Here is a 19,964-nt window from a genome sequence, read left to right as displayed (position 1 = left end):
CGGTGCACGTCAGGCGCGGCGCCGGAACAAGGGCAGAGGCTGGTCTGCAGCACCCTGATAACCGTTGCTGAACACCGAAAGCCGTTCCTGCGCCTGGGCCAGGCGCTCTGGATCTGTGAATTCCAGCGCATTGAAACCGCAGCGCTGCAGGTACTGTGCCTGGTCCGGAAGCAGCTGGCCCCGGGCGCGAAGCTCGCCGATAAAACCCGCCTCCCGGAGCCTGCGGGCGAGGGAGAAGCCCCGGCCGTCGGTAAAGCTGGCGAAGTGCACGGCCACCAGCGGCAGCCCTGCCAGGGCCGCGAGCAGTGGCTCTAGGTCATCCCCGGCTTCGAGCTGCACGGCGGCATCGCCGGGGCAGGCGGCCCCTTGCCACTGGGTGAGGGTTAGAATGCGGGCCTCGCCGTCGTTCGGGCTTTGCTCTGCCGGGGGCAGCCAGTCGTCAGCGACGATGGCACCGTCGCGCAGGAGAGCTACCCGCACAGGCGAGCCGTTAGCGGGCGTTACCGTTGTCATAGACGCGGTCCTTGAAGGGTTGCATGCCGATGCGGCGGAGGGCCTCGAGAAAACTCTCGTCTTCCAGGCGGTGGTCGAGGTAGACCCGAAGCAGGGTCTCGATAACGTCGGGCATGTCCTCGCGGCGGAAAGAGGGGCCAAGAATCTGGCCCAGGCTCGCTTCCTTACTCTGGCTGCCGCCGAGGGACACCTGAAAAAACTCTTCGCCCTTTTTGTCTACCCCGAGGATGCCGATGTGGCCGATATGATGGTGGCCGCAGGCGTTCATACAGCCGCTGATGTTGAGCTCGAGGGGGCCAAGGTCATAGAGGTAGTCAAGGTCCTCGAAGCGGGCCTGGATGGCCTCGGCAACGGGAATCGACTTGGCGTTGGCGAGGGAGCAGAAGTCGCCGCCGGGGCAGCAGATTATGTCCGTGAGATAACCGGCATTGGGGCAGGCGAGCCCTACGGCCTGCAGGCCCCGCCAGAGCGCAAGCAGGTCGCTTTCGCGCACATCGGCCAACACGATGTTCTGCTGGTGAGTGGTGCGAAGCTGGCCGAAGCTGTAGGCCTCGCAGAGGTCCGCAAGGCAGTCGAGCTGAGCGTCGGAGACATCGCCGGGCGGGTTGCCCGTTGCCTTGAGAGACACCGTAACGGCCCGGTAGCCCGGTTCCTGATGGTCGTGGCTGTTGCGCTGCACCCAGTTGGCAAAAATCGGTTCGCTGGCGCAGTGTGCCTCAAGCACAGCAGCCTCCGCGGCAGGGTCAAGAGCCGCATAGGCGGGTCCGCGGAAAAAACCAGCAATGCGTTCGATTTCCTCTTCGGGCAGGGTCGTTGGACCGTCCCGCAGGCGCTCCCACTCGCTCTCGACGGCTGCGGTGAAGGCCTCGACGCCCATGGCCTTGACGAGGATCTTGATTCGCGCCTTGTACTTGTTGTCGCGGCGCCCGTGCTGGTTGTACACGCGCAGAATTGCCTCGAGGTAGGAAAGCAGATGGCGCCGCTCGAGAAAGGGACGGATTTCGCTGCCGATCACCGGTGTCCGGCCCAGGCCCCCGCCCGCAAGCACGCGGAAGCCGTTCTCACCGGCAGGCCCGGGCACAATTTCGAGGCCGATATCGTGGCTGTGGATGGCCGCCCGGTCCTCGGCGCTGCCACACACGGCGATCTTGAACTTGCGCGGCAGAAAGGCGAACTCCGGGTGCAGTGTGGACCATTGGCGGATGAGCTCGCACCACGGTCGTGGATCCTCGAGCTCGTCGGCAGCCACCCCGGCGAGGGGGTCTGTGGTTGTATTTCGGATGCAGTTGCCGCTGGTCTGGATCGCGTGCATCTGTACGCTGGCAAGGTCCTCGAGAATGTCCGGGACGTCTTCAACCCGCGGCCAGTTGATCTGCACGTTCTGCCGTGTACTGATGTGTGCATAGCCCTTGTCGTAATGGCGCGTGATGTAGGCAAGCTTACGCAGCTGGCGAGCCTCAAGGAGGCCGTAAGGGACGGCGATGCGCAACATGGGCGCCAGGCGCTGAACGTAGAGGCCGTTCTGCAGCCGCAGGGGCAGGAACTCCGCCTCGAGGAGATCGCCGCGCAGATAGCGCGCCGTCTGGTCACGGAACTGGTCAACGCGCTCGTCGACAAGGCGCTGATCGTAGTCGTCGTAGCGATACATGGGAGTCAGGATCTATGGCTTCGGGCGCACTCTAGCAGAATAACCACGCCGCTAGATATTCGATTTCTGCGTAAGCTTAGAACGTGAAGGCCGCCGGCTCCGGGGGGCTTGGGAAAGGCGCTGGCCCTGTTATAATGCGCCGGCTCGGGCTTCCGGGCACGCTCGCAACTTCCCTCGCTCGGCGAACAACAAAGAAGGATCTGCAACTCCATGGCAACCCGGCACAACGGCAGCAGCGACGGCGCGGCAGACGCGCTAGCGGTCACGGCGATCATCGCCATCGCGGTTTTCGGCCTCTACCTGTGGCTTTCTGGAATGCCGGGGTAGCGCGCTCAGTCGGCGCCGGCGAGCACCAGCTTCACCACCGTCAATACGGCGCCGATAAACAGCGCCGTGAAAGCCAGCCCCGCCACGATAAAGCTACCGGCGCGCCCCTGACTGAAATCCCTCTCGCGGTTACGGCTGCTCTGCACACCGAGGCCCGCGGCGAACACGCTGCTTACCACCTGAAGAACGCCTAGACCCTTCCGCGCTTCCGGCGCCGCAGGCGACTCCGTGTTTTTTCCGGCGTCCCCGTCCGGCGTGGCGCTGGCGTTGTCGTCGCGGTCTTGCATATGCTCCCTCAGGGTCCTGTGCTAGTCGAGAATGGGTGCCAGCCAGCGGGCGAGATCCTCGATGGACATGCCCTTGCGCAAGGCAAGGTCCTCCAGCTGGTCCCGGCCGATTTTGCCGACATTGAAATAGCGCGAATCCGGGTGGGCGAAATACCACCCGCTCACAGAGGCGGCGGGGCTCATGGCGAAGCTCTCGGAAAGGCTGACACCACAGCGTGCAGTTGCATCGAGCAGCTCAAAGAGAGCCGCTTTCTCTGTATGGTCCGGACAGGCCGGGTACCCGGGCGCCGGGCGTATACCCCGGTACCGCTCGCGGATGAGCGAGCTGTTATCGAGCTCTTCCTCCGGCGCGTAGCCCCAGAGCTCGCGGCGGACCTGTCGATGCAGGTGCTCGGCAAGCGATTCCGCGAGGCGGTCAGCCAGGGCCTTCAGGAGAATGCTGTTGTAATCGTCATGCTCCGCTTCATAAGCGCTGGCACGCTCCCCGACGCCGTGGCCCGTGGTCACACAGAACCCCCCCAGGTAGTCAGCTGTGCCGGCAGGGGCAACGAAGTCCGCAAGACTGTAGTTCGGCTCGTCGTTACCCTTCTGCGCCTGTTGGCGCAGCTGGTGGAGGCGGGCCAGCGGGGCGCCCCGGTCATCGTCCTCGTAAAGTACGATGTCATCGCCGTCGGCGTTTGCAGGCCAGAAACCGACGGCGGCCCGGGCACTCAGCCAGCCCTCGGTGATAATGCGCTCGAGCATGGCCCGGGCGTCGGCGTAGAGTTCCCGCGCCTGCTCACCGACTACCGCGTCGTCAAGGATCGCCGGGAACTTCCCCGAGAGCTCCCAGGTGAGGAAGAAGGGTGTCCAGTCGATGGTATCGACGAGATCGCCGAGGGGAATGTCCTTCCAGCTGCGCACGCCGAGGAAACTCGGTCGCGGCGGACTGTAGGCCGACCAGTCCGGCGCGAAGCGATTGCCCAGGGCGGCCCGGTAGGTGAGCCGCGGCGCTCGGGGTTTCCGGTTGGCGACGCGCTCGCGTACCTCGGCATATTCATTGCGGCGCTCGGCAACGAATTTGCTCTTGCCCTGACCGGCAAGCTGCGTCGCTACGGACACGCTGCGTGAGGCATCGGGCACATAGATCACCGCGTCGTTCTCGTAGGCCGGCTCGATCTTTACCGCCGTGTGGGCCTTGGAGGTCGTCGCCCCTCCGATCATGAGCGGCACCTGGAAGCCCTGCCGCTGCATTTCCGAGGCAACATGCACCATCTCATCGAGGGAGGGCGTGATCAGTCCTGAGAGACCGATGATATCGACGTTTTCTTCCTGTGCTACACGGAGGATCTTTTCGCAGTGAACCATCACGCCGAGGTCGATCACCTGGAAGTTGTTGCACTGGAGGACCACGCCGACAATGTTCTTGCCGATATCGTGCACGTCACCCTTCACGGTGGCCATGAGGATCCGGCCGTTCGGCTTGGCGCCCTCGCGCTTTTCAGCCTCGATATAGGGCTGCAGGTAGGCAACGGCCTGTTTCATGACCCTGGCGCTTTTCACTACCTGGGGCAGGAACATCTTGCCCTCGCCAAAGAGATCACCGACAACATTCATGCCGTCCATCAGGGGGCCTTCGATCACCTCGATAGGGTGATCGAAGCTTTGCCGTGCGGCTTCCGCGTCCTCTTCAATAAAACCATTGATGCCCTTGACCAGTGAATGCTCCAGGCGCTTCGCCACCGGCCATTCGCGCCAGGCGAGATCCTCTTTGCGTTCACTGCCGCTGCCGTCGCCGCGGTAGCGCTCAGCCAGGGCCAGGAGTCGCTCCGTACCGTCCTCGCGCCGGTTGAGTATGACGTCCTCAACGCCCTCGCGCAGTTCCTTCGGCAGTTCATCGTAGACGGCGAGCTGGCCGGCGTTGACGATGCCCATGTCCATGCCCGCGCGGATGGCATGGTAGAGGAAGACGGAGTGGATCGCCTCGCGCACCATATTATTGCCGCGGAAGGAAAAGGACACATTCGATACACCGCCGGAGACCAGAGCCCCGGGCAGTTCGGCCTTGATAAAGCGCGTTGCTTCTATGAAGTCGACCGCGTAGTTGTTGTGCTCTTCGATGCCCGTGGCCACGGCGAAGATATTCGGGTCGAAAATGATGTCCTGCGGATTGAAGTCCAGGCGGTCCAGCAGCAGATCGTAGCTGCGTCGGCAGATCGTTTTGCGTCGCTCCAGGCTATCGGCCTGGCCGTCTTCATCGAAGGCCATGACCACCACGGCAGCGCCGTAACGCTGGCAGAGCCTGGCCTGCTCCAGGAATTCGGCTTCGCCGGCCTTGAGGCTTATGGAATTCACCACCGCCTTGCCCTGCACGCACTTGAGGCCCGCCTCGATCACGGACCAGCGCGAGGAATCGATCATCAGCGGCACACGGGAGATATCCGGCTCCGACGCCACCAGTCGGAGAAAGGTGACCATGGCCGCCTCGGCATCGAGCATGCCTTCGTCCATGTTGACGTCAATGATCTGCGCCCCGTCCTCAACCTGCGTGCGCGCTACGTCCAGGGCCGTGGCGTAATCACCGTCGAGCACCAGGCGCTTGAAGCGCGCCGAGCCGGTCACATTGCAGCGCTCGCCCACGTTGACGAAGAGTGTATCCGCGCCGATGTCAAAGGGCTCCAGGCCGCTCAGGCGACAGGCCGGGGGCCGGCTCGGCAGCGGCCGCGGGGACACGCCGTCCACGGCCGCAGCAATGGCAGCGATATGGGCAGGCCCGGTCCCGCAGCAGCCGCCCGCGGCGTTAAGGAAACCGCGACGGGCGAAGTCGCGGAATTCCGCTTCCATATCCTCCGGCTGCTCATCATATTCACCGAAGGCATTGGGCAGCCCCGCGTTCAGGTGGGCGGAGAAATAGCAGTCCACAGCCTTCGACAGTTCCTCGAGGAACGGACGCACCTCGGCGAAGCGACGGCCGCAGTTGCTCCCCACGATAAGCGGGCGGGCGTGCGCAATAGCGTTCCAGAACGCCTCCGGGCGCTGCCCGGAGAGGTTGCGGCCGCTGGTATCCGGGAAGGTCACGGAAATCATCAGCGGCAGGGCCTCGCCGCGAGCTTCGAAGACATCCTGGGCGGCAAAGATCGCGGCCTTGGCATTCAAGGTATCAAACACCGTCTCGATCATGAGCAGGTCGACACCGCCGTCCATAAGACCCTCCGTGGCCTCACGGTAATCGGTGATCAGCGCGTCGAAGTCGATGTTCCGCGCCCCGGGATCGTTTACGTCCGGGGAGATCGAGGCCGTGCGCGGCGTCGGCCCCAGGACTCCGGCGACGTAGCAGCGGCGATCGGGTTCCGCTGCCATGGCCGCATCAGCGGCAGCCCGAGCGAGGCGAGCGCCCGCCACGTTCAGCTCCCGCGCCAGCGCCTGCAGACCGTAGTCGCCCTGGGCGACGGCGGTGCTGTTGAAGGTGTTGGTTTCGATGATGTCGGCGCCCGCAGCGAGATAGGCGTCGTGAATGCGGCGCACCACGTCGGGACGGGTCAGCGAGAGGAGGTCGTTGTTGCCCTTGAGGTCACCGGCAAAATCGGCGAAGCGCTCCCCGCGGTAGTCGGCCTCGGCCAGTCCTTCGTTCTGGATCATGGTACCCATGGCGCCATCGATCACGAGGATACGGGCGTCCAGCTGCGCGCGCAGCTCACTGTCGATGGGGCTTGTCCTGGGCGTTCGGTAGGCTGCCACGGATACCTCTGGCTGGTTGTTAAGGGGTGTGCAGGCACCCGTCGAAAGCGGCGTAGTCTAGCAGAAGGCGACGCCTTCCGTGGGACACCTGCGCTTGCACTCGCCCCGGCCGGGGCTGCTATAATACCTGAGTAAATCACTCAGGAAGAAGCGCCCAGCATGATTACTATCACCGAAGCTGCCCAGGATTATCTCGCGGAACTGCTCGCCAAGCAGGAGGATGCGCTCGGCGTCAGGGTCTTCATCAATCAGCCGGGCACCCCTCGCGCGGAGACCTGCATCGCCTACTGCCGGCAGGGCGATCTGTGCGAGGAGGATATCGAGCATGCCTTCGACAAGTTGACCGCCTGGTTCGAGCCGCGGAGTGTCCCCTTTCTGGAAGACGCGCTGGTGGACTACGCCAAGGACCGTATGGGCGGGCAGCTGACCATCAAGGCACCGAACGCCAAGATGCCGCGGGTGGGCGACGACAGTCCCCTGGAGGACCGCGTCAACTACATCCTTTATAACGAGATCAACCCGTCACTCGCCGCTCATGGTGGAGAGGTCAGCCTGGTGGAAATTACCGGGGACCAGTTTGCCGTGCTCCAGTTCGGCGGTGGCTGCCAGGGCTGCAGCGCCGTGGACATAACCCTCAAGAACGGCGTTGAGCGGACGCTGCTGGACCAGGTACCGCAGCTGGCTGGAGTCCGCGACGTGACCGACCACACGGATCGCAGCCAGGCCTTCTACTGATCGGTGGCCGGGGCGGCCGCCCCCCGGCGGCGCCCGGGCAGTCTCCCCCGCAGCGCAGCCCGCGCCTCACGCAGGCATTGCTCCGTCTCGCTCCAGCCGATGCAGCCATCCGTGACAGACACGCCGTAGGCCAGTTCCGCCGGCGGCGCGAGAGGCTGGCTGCCGGCCTCCAGGTGGCTCTCGATCATAAGGCCGACGATGGACGCGTTACCCTCCAGAATCTGGTTGACGACGTTTTCCACCACCAGTGGCTGCAGCTCCGGCCGCTTGTTCGAGTTGGCGTGGCTGCAGTCCACCATGATGTTCGTCGACAGACCCGCTTCAGCCAGGGCCGTCTCGGCAAGTTTCACATGCACCGAGTCGTAGTTTGGCCCCTGGCTTCCGCCGCGGAGCACGATGTGCCCGTAACGATTGCCCCGGGTGGTGTAGACGGCGACGCGGCCCTCATGATTGATACCGAGGAAGCGGTGGGGGCGGGCGGCGGACTTGAGCGCGTTGGTGGCGACGGTGAGGCTGCCATCCGTACCGTTCTTGAAGCCCACGGCGGAGGACAGGCCGCTGGCCATCTCCCGATGGGTCTGGGACTCGGTGGTCCGCGCGCCGATCGCCGACCACGCGATGAGATCCTGGAGGTACTGGGGTGATATCGGGTCCAGGGCCTCCGTCGCCGTGGGCAGCCCCAGCTCGAGGAGGTCCAGCAGGAGTCTACGGCCAAGGCGGAGGCCATCCTCGATGCGGAAGGTATCATCCATGTAGGGGTCGTTGATCAACCCCTTCCAGCCGACGGTCGTCCGCGGCTTCTCGAAGTAGGCCCGCATAACGATGAACAGCGTGTCGCTGACCTCGTCGGCCAGCGCCTTGAGGCGCCGCGCATAGTCCCGGGCGGCCTCCGGGTCGTGGATGGAGCAGGGTCCCACGACCACGAACAGGCGCGGGTCCCGGCCGTCGAGGATGTCCTCGATGACCTGGCGGCTGCGGGTCAAGGTCCCGAGGGCCGTTTCGCCGAGGGGCAGCTCGGCCTTCAGCGCCGCCGGCGGAATGAGAACCTTCTGGCCCGCGACATTGACATTGTGCACCGACTGCTTGAGTTCGCGCTCGCTCATGGCGGTTTTCCTCGCCTTCCTGCTAAAGTCCCTCTCAAATGGAGGGCGCAGCATTCTAGACCAGCAGCGCCCGCTTTGACAGGAAGGCCATGGCCGGCAAACTTCTTTATGACCTGGCGCCGCTGGCGCCCTGCCTCGAGCGTGGCGACAGCGTGCTTACCGCGAACCACCGCCTGGCGCGCTATATTCAGCGCGCCTGGGATGAGCGCCAGCGGACCACCGGCGCCCGCGCCTGGGTGACCGCCCCGGTGGCGGCGGTGGAGAGCTGGCTCCTCGGCCGCTGGGAGGAGGCTGTGGCGGCGGGGCGCCTGCCCCTGCGCTACTGCCTTGAGCCCGCTGCAATCCACTACCTCTGGCGACGGGTGATCGCCGCCGACAGCGATGATGCCACAGGGTTTTCGCTGCTCCAGCCGGGCGAGGCCGCGCGCCTGGCACAGCGCGCCCGGGACGCGCTATTGCGCTGGCGGATCGATTGCGATGTCGAGGCAACGCGCCAGCAGTTCCGCCTCGGTGGCGACAGCGCCCATTTTCTGCGCTGGCGGCACCGCTTTGAGGAGGAGCTTCGCCGCCTCGGAGCCGCCACGCCGGCGGACTGTCTGCGCGACCTCCTCGATGATCCGGCGCCGGCACCCGTGCCTTTGACCCTTGTCGACTGCCATGATCTCCCCCCTCTGGTGTTCGCATGCCTGGAACGGTTCGGCCTGCCACTGGTCGACGCGCCGTCAAGCCCGCCCCGGGCGCAGCGCGAGCTTCGCTGCTTCGCGGAGCAGCATGACGAACTCCGGGCTATCGCTGACTGGGCTGCCGCGCGGGCAGCCGCGGATCCGGGTGCGCGCATCGGCGTGGTGCTCGACGCTGACCCGGTGCGCCGCGCTGCCCTCGATTACCAGCTGCGCCGCGCCTTCGGCTGTATCGACGCCAATTACGACCGCCTGCCCGTCAACTACAGTGCCGGACTGGCGCTCGACCGGGCGCCCCTCGTCCGCGACGCTCTCGGCTTGCTGGCTCTGCTCGAGGGCAGCGTGGACCTCGCGGAGGTCCTGGCTACTCTGCGCTCCCGCTTTGTGCCACTGCCCGATCGGGACCTCCCGGCCATGGTGACCCTGGTGGAGCGGTTGCGCGCCCTCGGCGCCCGGCGACTTGATGTCGGCCTGCTGCGCCATCACGCCGGTCGTCTGGAGACACAGCTCGGTGAACGGCTGATGGCCCTGCGCGACGCTACGGAGCGGCCCGGGCGTCGCGATGGCGACGGCTGGGTGGAGCTTTTTCGCGACGTCCTTGCAGTCTTCGGCTGGCCCGGACCCAGCCTGGACTCCCTGGAATACCAGCAACAGGGCCTCTGGGAGGAAACGCTTTGCAGCTTTGCGCAATGTGCAGCCCTCGGACCTGCGCTCGGTGCTGCGGAAGCGCTGCAGCTTCTGCGTGAGTGCTTGAGCCAGCGCGTGTTCCAGCCCAAGACCGCAGACGCGGACATCCAGGTGCTCGGTGCTCTTGAGGCAGCGGGGCTGGCCTTCGATGCGCTCTGGGTCTCCGGGATGCACGCGGGCGCCTGGCCGGCGCCGGCCAGACCGAGCCCGCTGATACCGCTGTCTCTGCAGCGGCGCGCAAGGATGGCCCAGTGTACGCCGGAAGGCGAACACGCCTTTGCCAGCCAGCTGCTGAGGCGCTATGAGGCGGCCGTCGGCACCCTGGTGATGAGCACAGCGCTAGCCGCCGACGGGGCACCGCTGCTGCCAAGTCCGTTCCTCGGCACGCTGCCTCCGGTCGAGGCCACGCCGACGGCAGGAGAGGAGGCATGGCTGGCACGCCGGGCAGAGGCGGTACTTGAACAGCTCGAGGACCCCCGGGCGCCGCCGGTGGGCGAGGAGGGCGTGCACGGGGGCGCTGGACTCCTCGAGGCGCAGGCGGCCTGTCCGTTCCGTGCCTTTGCCCGCCACCGGCTCCGGCTCAGGTCGCCGGCACAACCGGTCACAGGTCTGACCCCTCAGGAGCGGGGCGTGCTGCTGCACGCGGCGCTTTACCAGCTCTGGGGCGTCCTCGGAGACAGCGCAACACTTCTGTCCCTCGCCGCACCCGCTCGCCGCCGCCACTGCGAAGCTGCTGCCGGGAGCGCCATGGATGCCGTGCACAAAGACCGGCAGGAGGTGGTCGGCGGCGCCTGCCTGATCCTCGAGCGGACGCGTCTGGCCGACACCCTCGAAGCCTGGCTGGCGCTTGAGGCCGAGCGGCCCCGGCCTTTTACCGTAATCGCCCGGGAAGACCCGGTGACGCTCAAGCTGGCCGGCCTTGAGCTCTGCCTGAAGCTGGACCGGGTAGACAAGCTCGCCGACGGAAGCGAGCTTGTCATCGACTACAAGAGCGGCAGTGCTTCGCTCGCCGGCATTTTCCCGACCCGCATCACCAGTCCCCAGCTGCCGCTCTACAGTCTCGCCCGCGGCTCCGACCTCGCCGGTGTCGCCTATGCGCAGCTGCGCCCACGGCAGCTGCGCCTCCTGGCTGCGGGGGTCGGTGACGGACTTGACGATCTCGACAAGAAGCTTCGTGCGGGCATCGCCGACGACCCGGCCGTCGATGACTGGCTGGCGCTCCGCAGTGTCTGGGAGGATCGTCTCACTACTCTGGCCGCCGAAGTCATGGCCGGTGACGCGGGCGTGCAGCCGGCGCCGGGCGCCTGCCGTTACTGCGACCTCGCCAGCCTCTGCCGCATCGGCACTGCCGCTGCGCTGCCCGACGACAGCGCAGCGGCGGCGGGGCAACAGTGAGCCTCGCCGATGCAGACGCCCGCCTGGCGGCGATTGACCCGACCCGGAGCGTCTGCGTCAGTGCGCCGGCGGGGTCGGGCAAGACGGAGCTGCTGATCCAGCGTTTCCTCGGGCTTCTTGCCCGCGTCGAGCACCCGGAGGCGGTGCTGGCCATTACCTTTACGCGCAAGGCGGCCGCCGAAATGCGCGAGCGGATTCTCGGCGCACTCCTGGAGGCCGCCGCGGAGGCGCCGATCGCGAGCGAGCACGGCCGGCGCACCCGCGAGCTTGCCGAGCGGGCCCTGTTCCGGGACCGGGAAGCGGGCTGGGGGCTGCTCGAAAATGGCAATCGCCTGCGGGTGCGCACCATAGACAGTTTCTGCGCGGAGCTCGCCCGGCAGATGCCGCTCCTCAGCACCCTGGGCGGTGCCGTCAGCACCGTCGACGATGCCAGCGAACTCTACCGGGAGGCGGCGGAGGGGCTGCTCGGCGGCCTGGACCGGGATCCGCAGCAAAACCCGGCGCTCGCTGCGCTCCTGGCTCATCTCGACAACAACTGGGAGCGGCTGGCGAACCTGCTCGCCTCGCTCCTCGCCTGCCGGGATCAGTGGTACAGCTACCTGGGGGAGCACCGGGACGGGACCGCATCAGAAGCGTTCCTGCGCCGGGCGCTGCACGCGCTGGCCGCCGATGTGCTCGGCGATCTCAGCGAGCGTTTCCGCCTCCGGGCGGCAGCGCTTGGCCCGCTCCTCGGCTGGCGTCACGCGCAGGGGGCAGGTGGAGACCTTGAGGGCATGCCGGGGCCATCGCCGGCGGCGCTCCCGGCCTGGCGCGAGCTCGCCGCAGTGTTGCTCACCGGGGAGGGAGAGTGGCGTAAAAAGGTCACAAAGACCCAGGGCTTCCCCGGCGGCGCCAAGGTCGAGGCAGTTGCGGCCATGAATGCCTGGCTGGAAGAAGCCCGCGCCGACAGGGCACTGGCACAGGCGCTGGCGCGGGTGCGCATCCTGCCTTCTCCGGACGATGCCGGCGCCTGGCCGATCCTCCTCAGCCTGGCACGAGTGCTGCCCCGGGCCGTGGCGCAGTTGCTTCTGGTTTTCCAGCGCCGGGGGGCCGTGGACCACTCGCAGATGGCCCTGGCCGCCCTTGACGCCCTCGGCGAAGACGACACGCCAACGGACCTCGCGCTGCGCCTCGACTACCGCATCGAGCACATCCTGGTCGACGAATTCCAGGACACTTCCCACATGCAGTTCGAACTGGTGCGCCGGCTCACCCGGGGCTGGGCAGAACATAACGCCGCCAACACCGGTGCGCCGCGCACGGTGCTCGTCGTCGGTGACGGCATGCAGTCTATCTACGGGTTCCGTGATGCCAACGTCAGCCTCTTTCTGAAGGCCCGGGATGAGGGCTTCGACGGCCTGCGCCTGGTGCCGCTGCAGCTGGCGAGTAATTTCCGCTCCGTGGCTCCGGTGGTGGAATGGGTCAACGATCACTTTGCCGCAGCGTTCCCGCCGCAGGACGACGTGGTCGCCGGGCGCGTCCGCTATACGCCGGCGGTGCCCACCCGCCAGGGCAGCGGCGGCGTCGCCGTGCATTGCTTTCGGGGCGAGGACGGTGCCGACCTGGCCGCCGCGGAGGCGGATTTCGTCGCGGCGGGGGTCCTGGCCGCCCTGCGGCAGGCACCGGAAGAGCCATGCGCTGTGCTCGGTCGTACCCGCCGGCAGCTGCAGCCGGTATTGTCCCGGCTGCGGACTGCCGGGGTCAGCGTTGCCGCTCAGGACGTGGATGCACTGGCGAGTCGGCCGGTGATTGCGGACCTGCTGGTGCTCTGCCGGGCCCTTGCGGACCGCTATGACCGGCTCGCCTGGTTTTCCCTGCTGCGCGCCCCCTGGTGCGGGCTGTGCCTCGCGGACCTGCTCGCTGTGCACCGGGCAGTCGGGGCGGGAACGGTAGCCGGCTGGCTGACCGGTGAACGTGCAGCCGTCGGCCTCAGCAGGGACGGTGGGGCGCGTCTGGCCGCGCTCGCGGCGGTTCTCGGACGCGCTGAAGCAACCAGGGACCGCCGCGGCTTGCGGGGCTGGCTCGAGACGGCCTGGCTCGGCCTCGGCGGTCCGGCCTGCTACGACCCCGATAGCGACAGCGCCGCAGCCCAATTCTTCACCCTGGTCGAGCGCGCCGAGGCCGAGGCCCGGGGGTTGGCTGTGCCCTGGCTCGAACGCGAGGTAAGCCGTCTTTACGCCGCGCCCGGGGACCCGCGGGCACCGGTTCAGGTCATGACTCTGCACAAGGCAAAGGGGCTGCAGTTCGACCGCGTCTGGCTCCTCGACATCGCTGCGTCCACCCGCGGCGACGAGCGCGAGCTCCTGGCCTGGGACGAGCATGTGACCCGGGCCGGAGAGCGCTTCTTTCTGCTTGCCGCGGAGGACCATAGTGACCGGCGCTCACCAAGCCTCTATCAGTATCTGCGCGAGGAGGCGGCCATGAAGCGGAGCCTGGAAGCCACCCGCCTGCTGTACGTCGGCGCCACGCGGGCGGTCCGCGAGCTAGTGCTTTGCGTCCGCCCGCGCTGGGATGAGCAACGGGAGAGCTACCGGGAGCCGGCTTCAGCGGCGCTGGCGGCAGCGCTCTGGCCCCGGTTACTCGAGGGAGCCGCAGAGCATAGCGTGGAGCCCGGCCCGACGCCCTCCGGGCCGGCCCCGCTGGCCCTTGAGCGCCTCGCCATCCCCGGAGGGGCACCGGAAGCGCCGAGTCCAGAGTCCCCGGGGCCGCAAACCCCGCGGGAGTTCATGGGCTTTCAGGAGCGCTGCATCGGCACCGCGGTGCACCGGGTTCTTGAGGCGCTCACCGGCCGCGAGCCACTGCCGGCCTGCTGCGGCGAGGTCGAACAACAGATGGCTGCGCTGGTGCTGGCACAGGCGGGGCTGCCCGCCGGCAGCCGGAGCGGGGCCCTTGCCGAGGTGATCGCCCACGTAGATCGCACCCTTGCCGAGCCTCAAGGCCGCTGGGTGCTCGCCCCGCACCCGGAGGGCGCTACCGAATGGTCGCTCACGGCCCTCGATGAGGCGGGGGACCCGAGACAGCTGGTCCTCGACCGCTACTTCCGCGACGGAACGACCGGTGAGCACTGGATCATCGACTACAAGACCAGCCGCCCTCTGCCTGAGGAGACCGCCGAGGCTTTTGAAGCCCGGGAGGCCGCGGCTCACGGCGGACAGCTGGCACGCTACCGGGAGGCGCTGGAGGCCATCCTGGCTGCACCCGTGCGCTGCGGGCTCTACTTCACGGCCCTCGGCCGCCTGCTGCCCTTCCCCTGACGGCAGGCACCGCTATACTGAGATTGTCTCCCGCGCCCAAGGAGCGCCCCATGCTTTTCGTCCCCCGTGCGCCGCTTGTACTGCTCGCGGCTACGCTCGCGCTGAGCGCCTGCGGTCAGCGCAAGGAGGGCGCACCGGCGGAGCCCGCAGTGCGCCCGGTCCGCACTAACGTCGTTGCCGAGGGCGCCGGCAGCGAGTTGCGGCGCTTCCCCGGCCGGGTCGAGGCAACCCAGCAGGCGGAGCTGTCCTTCCGGGTCGCCGGCCTGCTGCGCGACATACCCGTGCGCGAAGGCGACCGGGTGGAGACGGGCGTACTTCTTGCCCGCCTTGATCCCACGGACTTCGAGACGACCCTTGCTGACCGGCAGGCCACCTTCGATAATGCCGAGCGCAATTTCCGCCGCGCCAGCGAGCTCGTGGAGAGCGGCAGCATCTCCCGCCTCGACTATGACCGCATGGAGGCGCAGTTCCGTAGCGCCGAGGCGGCGCTGAAGCAGGCGCGCAACAACCTCGCCTACACCGAACTGCGGGCGCCCTTCGCAGGCCGCGTTGCCCAGAGGCTGGTGGAGAACTTTGAAGAGGTCCAGGCGAAGCAGCCGGTGCTCTACCTGCAGGGTTCGCGGCAGCTGGACGTGGTGATCGATCTTCCCGAGGGGATCATCCGGACCGTGCGTCGCGAAACCGCGGTTAACGCTGAGGAGGACGTGCGCAGTTCCGACGCCGCGCGGGTGCGTGCCTGGGCCAGCTTCGACGATCACCCCGCCCTGCGGCTTCCGCTGACGCTGCGTGAAGTGGCTACCCGCGCCGATCCCGCGGCGCAGACCTACCGGGTTACCTTCAGTATGGAGCCGCCGGCCGAGTTCACCGTGCTGCCGGGCATGAGCGCCGAGGTCGCCGTGGACTTCTCGCCGCTTTACGGCGGCGACCAGGCATTCTGGGTGCCGGCTTCGGCGGTACAGGCCGATGCGGAGCTCGAGCCGCGGGTCTGGCTCTACGACCCGGCGACGGGCACCGTCAGCGGCCGCCCGGTATCAGTCGGCCGCCTTGCGGAAGACCGTATCGAGGTGCTGGCGGGGCTCGCGGGAGGAGAAGAAATCATCACCGCCGGCGCTCCCTACCTGGCCGAGGGCATGCGGGTAAAACCGCTGCCGCAGCTCGAGCAGGCAGAACCCCGCCCGGGCGATCGTTAAGTCCCTGCCCATGAATAATATTGCCACCTGGTCCGTCGACAACAAGGTGAGCGCCTGGCTGCTCGTGCTTGTGCTGCTCGGAGGGGGGTTCTGGGGCTTCGCCAAGATGGGCAAGCTTGAGGATCCTGCCTTTACCATCAAGATGGCCAAGATTCTAACGCCCTATCCCGGAGCCACGGCCCGTGAGGTGCAGGAAGAACTCACCTATCACCTCGAGGATGCGCTGCAGCGCCTACCACAACTAAAGCGCATCAAGATGTCCGTGTCCCGGCCAGGGCTCTCGGATATCACCATCGAATTCAAGGACCGCTACGGCGCTGCCGAAATGCCGAATATTTTCGACGAGCTCCGGCGCAAGATTGCGGATGTCCGCCGGGAACTGCCACCGGGGGCCGGCGAACCCTTGGTCATCGATGATTTCGGTGACGTCTACGGCGTCTATCTCATGCTTACCGGGGTGGGCTACAGCTGGCGCGACCTTTACGACACCGCCGATGCCCTCAAGCGCGAACTTGTACTGGTCCCCGGTGTTCGCAAGGTAACCATCGATGGTGTGCAGGAAGAGGTGGTCTATGTCGACATCAGCCGCGCCCGGCTCGGGGAACTCGGTATCTCGCCGAAGCAGATCGCTGCGGTGCTCGGCGCCCAGAACAGCGTGGTCGACGCGGGGAACATGCCCCTCGGGGACGAGTACCTGCGCCTGAGTCCCACGGGCACCTACGCTTCCGTGCAGGCCATGGGGAACACGCTGATCAGTTCCGAGGAGGGTCGCCTGGTCCGCCTCCGGGACGTGGCAGACATCACCCGCGCCTACCGGGCGGTGCCGCGCAAGCTCTACTACGTCAATGGCGAGCCCGGTCTCAGTATCGGCATCTCCATGGCTGCCGGCAGGAACGTCGTTGAAGTCGGCCGGGCGCTTGCAGCCCGCTTCGAGGCGCTGCGCGGCAGCGTTCCCATCGGCATGCGCCTTGATCCCGTCTACAGCCAGCCCACGGAGGTGGAGAACTCTGTCGCCGGCTTTGTGCTGAGCGTCGCCCAGGCGATTGCCATCGTTATCGTGGTGCTCCTGCTGTTCATGGGCCTGCGCGTGGGGATCATCATCGGCTCGGTGTTGCTCCTGACGGTCGCCGGAACGCTGCTGTTCATGCATCTTGGCGGCATCGAGCTGCAGCGCGTATCCCTTGGCGCCCTCGTCATTGCGCTCGGTATGCTCGTGGACAACGCGATTGTTGTTGCTGAGGGCATACAGGTGCGGATGCAGGCCGGTGCCAGCGCGCGCAGCGCAGCGGGGGAAGCCGTGGGCAAAACCATGATACCGCTCCTTGGCGGCACGGCCATCGGCATTCTTGCGTTCTCTCCCATCGCCTTGTCCACAGACAATACCGGTGAGTTCGCCGGCTCCCTGTTCTGGGTAATCCTGATTTCCCTGGCTCTGTCCTGGCTCACGGCGGTCAGCTCTACGCCGCTGCTTTTCTCCCTGCTGATGAAGACCGTGCCGGCAGCAGACGCCGGCGCCTACGAGGGCCGCCTGTTCCGCGGCTATAGAGTGCTGCTGGGCCAGGCGCTACAGCACCGCCGGATGACTCTGGGTGCGGTGTTGCTGATGTTTGTTGCGGCGGTCATGGGTTTCGGGCAGGTCAAGGCCGGCTTTTTCCCCGCGTCGAGCACGCCGCTGATGTTTGTCGACCTGTGGGAGCCTGAGGGCACCGACATCCGCCAGACCCGGGACGACGCGCGAGCGGTGAGCGGCTGGCTGGCCGGGCAGCCTGAGGTCACCCAGGCCGCGGCAGTCGTCGGCGGGCCACACCAGCGGTTCACGCTGGTCTACGATGCAAAGGAATCCACGCCCGCATATGCCCAGATCGTCGTGCGCACGGAAACGCTGGCACAGCAGGCACCGCTCCGGCGGCGCCTAGAGAAGATGCTGGCGGAGCACAAGCCCTGGCTGGACCCGCTGGTCAAACCGCTGCGCATGGGGCCCGGCCGGGACGCCAAGATCGAAGCCCGCTTCTCGGGCCCGGATCCGGTAGAGCTGCGCCGTCTCGCGGACCGGGCAAAGCAGCTTATGCGCGACGACCCGGACGCCCGGGATGTCCGTGATGATTGGCGTTCGCCGGTAAAGGTGCTGCGCCCGCAGTTCAGCGAGCAACTTGCACGGCGGCTGGGGATCAGCCGGGAAGATCTCGGCGATGCCCTCAAGTACGGCCACGACGGTGCCGCAGCCGGTACCTTCCGCGATGGCAACCGTGTGCTGCCTGTTTTTATCCGGGCAACCGGGGGCGACCGCTCCGACATCGGCGGCCTCCGCGACCTGCAGGTCTGGAGCCCCGCTCTTGGCCGCTCGGTGCCTATTTCGCAGGTGGTCAGCGGTTTCGAGACGCGCTGGGAGAACGGCGTCATCCGCGGCCGCAACCGGCAGCAGACAATCATCGCCTCCTGCAACCCCGTCGGCGAACTGACGGCCCCGCTCTTCGAGCGCCTGCGACCGCGTATCGAAGCGCTTGAGCTGCCCCAGGGCTACAGCCTGAGCTGGGGCGGAGAATTCGAGGACGCCAGGAACGCCCAGGGTGGCCTGCTGAGCGTCTTTCCGGCGGGTATCCTGTTCATGGTGCTGACTACCGTGTTTCTTTTCGGCAAGGTGCGCCAGCCGCTGATTATCTGGCTTACCGTACCCCTGGCCATTGTCGGTATCACCGCCGGCCTGCTGGCAGCGGACGGCGCCTTCGATTTCATGTCTTTACTAGGGGCGCTGTCGCTTATCGGCCTGCTGATCAAGAACGCGATCGTACTGATCGAGGAAATGGATCAGCAGCTGGCGGCGGGCAAAGGGCTGGAGGAGGGCATTCTCGACGCCGGCGTGAGCCGTCTACGGCCGGTGATACTTGCGGCAGCGACGACTATCCTGGGCCTGATACCACTGCTCGGCGACGTTTTCTTCGTCAACATGGCCGTGACCATCATGGCGGGCCTTGGTTTTGCGTCGCTGCTGACGCTGTTCGTCGTGCCCACGCTCTACCTGCTGTTCTTTCGGCAGCGTGCGGCGACTTAGCGGCCGTCAGGAAACAGGCGCAGCTGCTGCCCGGGCTGCAGGTACTGGCCCGGATCCAGGGCGTTCCAGCTCACGAGGTCGTTCACCGTTACGTTGAAGCGGCTGGCGATGCGATAAAGCGAATCCCCCGGGCGTACCCGGTAACCCCGCGGCTTGCGTGGGCCGGCCGCATCCGCCAGAGCCAGGCTGTCGGGCCAGGCGGAGCCTCGGGGAATCAACAGCGTAGCACCAGCACGGATCAGGTGTCCCTCGATGTTATTGACCTCTCTCAGCAGCGCAACCTGTGTGTCGAAGCGCCGGGCGATACGCACGAGGCTGTCGCCGGGCTCAATACGGTAGTGGGCCCAGGAAACGCGATCCTCCGGTGCCAGCAGGGCCACCGCGCTGCGAAAGCGCCCGGCACGGTTCACCGGTAACAGCAGCTCGTCCTGGCCCGGGGCACTGGCCCAGCGCAGGTGGCCGGGGTTGAGGGCGCGCAGCGTGCGCAGCTCGACCCCAGCAAGCTGGGCGGCCCGCTGCAGCTCGATCTGTCCGCCCGTGGGCACGGCAACAAAGGCGGGGGCGTTGGGCACGGGAGACAGCTCTGCTCCCAGGGTATCTGCGTAGCGCACGATCGCGGAGAGGGCGAGTAGCCTCGGCACGTAATGGCGCGTTTCCCGCGGCAGCTGAAGGGACCAGTAGTCCGTCGGCCTGCCAGCACGCTCGTTGCGCGCAATGGCCCGGGCGACGCGCCCTTTGCCTGCGTTGTAAGCCGCCAGCGCGAGGAGCCAGTCGCCATCGAACTGATCATGCAGGGACTGCAGGTAATCCAGGGCGACCTCCGTAGCCACGCGTACGTCCAGGCGACCGTCGTACCACCAATCCCGGGGCATGCCGAGGTAGTCAGCCGTGGCCGGCATGATCTGCCAGAGCCCCGCCGCGCGCTGCGGTGAGACGGCGTAGGGATTGAGGGTGCTCTCCACCAGCGGTAGCAGGGCGATTTCCGCCGGCATACCCCGGGCTTCCACTGCCTCCACGATGTGGAAGAGGTAATAGCCGGCGCGTTCACTGACGACTGAAAGGTAGCGGGGCTGGGACAGAAAATGATCCCTCGCATGAGCGACCTGAGCGTTGTGGATGTCGTACCAGCGCAGCTCCAGCCGCAGCCGCTCCCAGAGATCTTCCGGCGGGGGCAGCGAAGGTATCGCCGGCGCCGGCGCCGGCGCGGCGACGAGCAGGCCTTCGCCGGAGGGGCCGAGCCCGGCACCAGCGCCTGAAGTTGCGGGCCCCGCTCCCTGGCAGGCAGCGAGGAGCAGGATTGCGAGGCCGCCAAGGCAGAGCCTGATGATCGCTGTCGCCAT

Annotated in this window: 12 protein-coding genes; 6 read left to right on the top strand and 6 right to left on the bottom strand. The window is 66.8% G+C overall.

Going from position 1 to position 19,964, the window contains the following annotated elements:
• Window positions 1-9: 9 nt before the first annotated feature.
• Together HRUBRA_RS00820 and HRUBRA_RS00815 are read right to left on the bottom strand one after the other, a co-directional pair.
• Window positions 10-513, bottom strand: coding sequence for a DUF934 domain-containing protein (locus HRUBRA_RS00820; RefSeq protein WP_084592371.1), 504 nt, complete (start codon window positions 511-513; stop codon window positions 10-12).
• Entirely contained in the window at window positions 491-2,161 is a 1,671-nt protein-coding gene (locus tag HRUBRA_RS00815) for a nitrite/sulfite reductase (RefSeq protein ID WP_035513527.1), read from the bottom strand. Before HRUBRA_RS00815 ends, HRUBRA_RS00820 begins: the two co-directional genes overlap by 23 nt.
• 210 nt (window positions 2,162-2,371) lie before the next feature.
• On the opposite strand from HRUBRA_RS00815, the gene HRUBRA_RS15525 reads away from it, so the two are divergent.
• On the top strand, window positions 2,372-2,488 hold the full coding sequence (locus HRUBRA_RS15525) for a methionine synthase (protein ID WP_201771494.1): 117 nt from the start codon (window positions 2,372-2,374) through the stop codon (window positions 2,486-2,488).
• A gap of 5 nt (window positions 2,489-2,493) precedes the next feature.
• Here HRUBRA_RS15525 and HRUBRA_RS15750 read toward each other — a convergent pair whose 3' ends face one another.
• Both HRUBRA_RS15750 and metH read right to left on the bottom strand, forming a co-directional pair.
• Window positions 2,494-2,775, bottom strand: coding sequence for a DUF2970 domain-containing protein (locus HRUBRA_RS15750; protein WP_035513525.1), 282 nt, complete (start codon window positions 2,773-2,775; stop codon window positions 2,494-2,496).
• A gap of 21 nt (window positions 2,776-2,796) precedes the next feature.
• A complete protein-coding gene (gene metH, locus HRUBRA_RS00805) occupies window positions 2,797-6,492 on the bottom strand; it encodes a methionine synthase (protein WP_084592370.1) in 3,696 nt (1,231 codons plus the stop codon).
• A 159-nt stretch (window positions 6,493-6,651) separates the two neighbouring features.
• Between metH and nfuA the strand changes: the two genes are divergently transcribed.
• Window positions 6,652-7,227, top strand: a complete 576-nt coding sequence (gene nfuA, locus HRUBRA_RS00800) for a Fe-S biogenesis protein NfuA (RefSeq protein WP_035513522.1) — start codon at window positions 6,652-6,654, stop codon at window positions 7,225-7,227.
• Here the strand turns inward: nfuA and HRUBRA_RS00795 are convergent.
• The gene (locus HRUBRA_RS00795; protein WP_035513520.1) at window positions 7,221-8,330 is read right to left on the bottom strand and encodes a 3-deoxy-7-phosphoheptulonate synthase; all 1,110 of its coding nucleotides are present in this window, start codon (window positions 8,328-8,330) and stop codon (window positions 7,221-7,223) included. The two genes, nfuA and HRUBRA_RS00795, sit on opposite strands and share 7 nt — an antisense overlap.
• 89 nt (window positions 8,331-8,419) lie before the next feature.
• Here HRUBRA_RS00795 and HRUBRA_RS00790 point away from each other — a divergent pair, with 89 nt between their 5' ends.
• Genes HRUBRA_RS00790 through HRUBRA_RS00775 form a run of 4 tightly spaced genes read left to right on the top strand, consistent with a single transcriptional unit; the run spans window position 8,420 to window position 18,624 of the window.
• A complete protein-coding gene (locus tag HRUBRA_RS00790; RefSeq protein WP_035513519.1) occupies window positions 8,420-11,092 on the top strand; it encodes a PD-(D/E)XK nuclease family protein in 2,673 nt (890 codons plus the stop codon).
• Window positions 11,089-14,385: a UvrD-helicase domain-containing protein gene (locus HRUBRA_RS00785; RefSeq protein ID WP_035513517.1), complete on the top strand. Its 3,297-nt coding sequence runs from the start codon at window positions 11,089-11,091 to the stop codon at window positions 14,383-14,385. The genes HRUBRA_RS00790 and HRUBRA_RS00785 overlap by 4 nt, the downstream gene beginning before the upstream one ends.
• Window positions 14,386-14,435: 50 nt before the next feature.
• Window positions 14,436-15,575, top strand: a complete 1,140-nt coding sequence (locus HRUBRA_RS00780) for an efflux RND transporter periplasmic adaptor subunit (RefSeq protein ID WP_035513514.1) — start codon at window positions 14,436-14,438, stop codon at window positions 15,573-15,575.
• A 10-nt stretch (window positions 15,576-15,585) separates the two neighbouring features.
• Entirely contained in the window at window positions 15,586-18,624 is a 3,039-nt protein-coding gene (locus tag HRUBRA_RS00775) for an efflux RND transporter permease subunit (protein ID WP_035513513.1), read from the top strand.
• Here HRUBRA_RS00775 and HRUBRA_RS00770 read toward each other — a convergent pair.
• Complete coding sequence (locus tag HRUBRA_RS00770) at window positions 18,621-19,964, bottom strand: LysM peptidoglycan-binding domain-containing protein (protein WP_084592369.1); 1,344 nt, start codon at window positions 19,962-19,964, stop codon at window positions 18,621-18,623. The two genes, HRUBRA_RS00775 and HRUBRA_RS00770, sit on opposite strands and share 4 nt — an antisense overlap.

This window comes from Pseudohaliea rubra DSM 19751, from assembly GCF_000764025.1.
Taxonomy (GTDB): domain Bacteria; phylum Pseudomonadota; class Gammaproteobacteria; order Pseudomonadales; family Halieaceae; genus Pseudohaliea; species Pseudohaliea rubra.
Note: the sequence above shows the minus strand (reverse complement) of the source record. Positions and strands in the feature narration are given on the sequence as shown.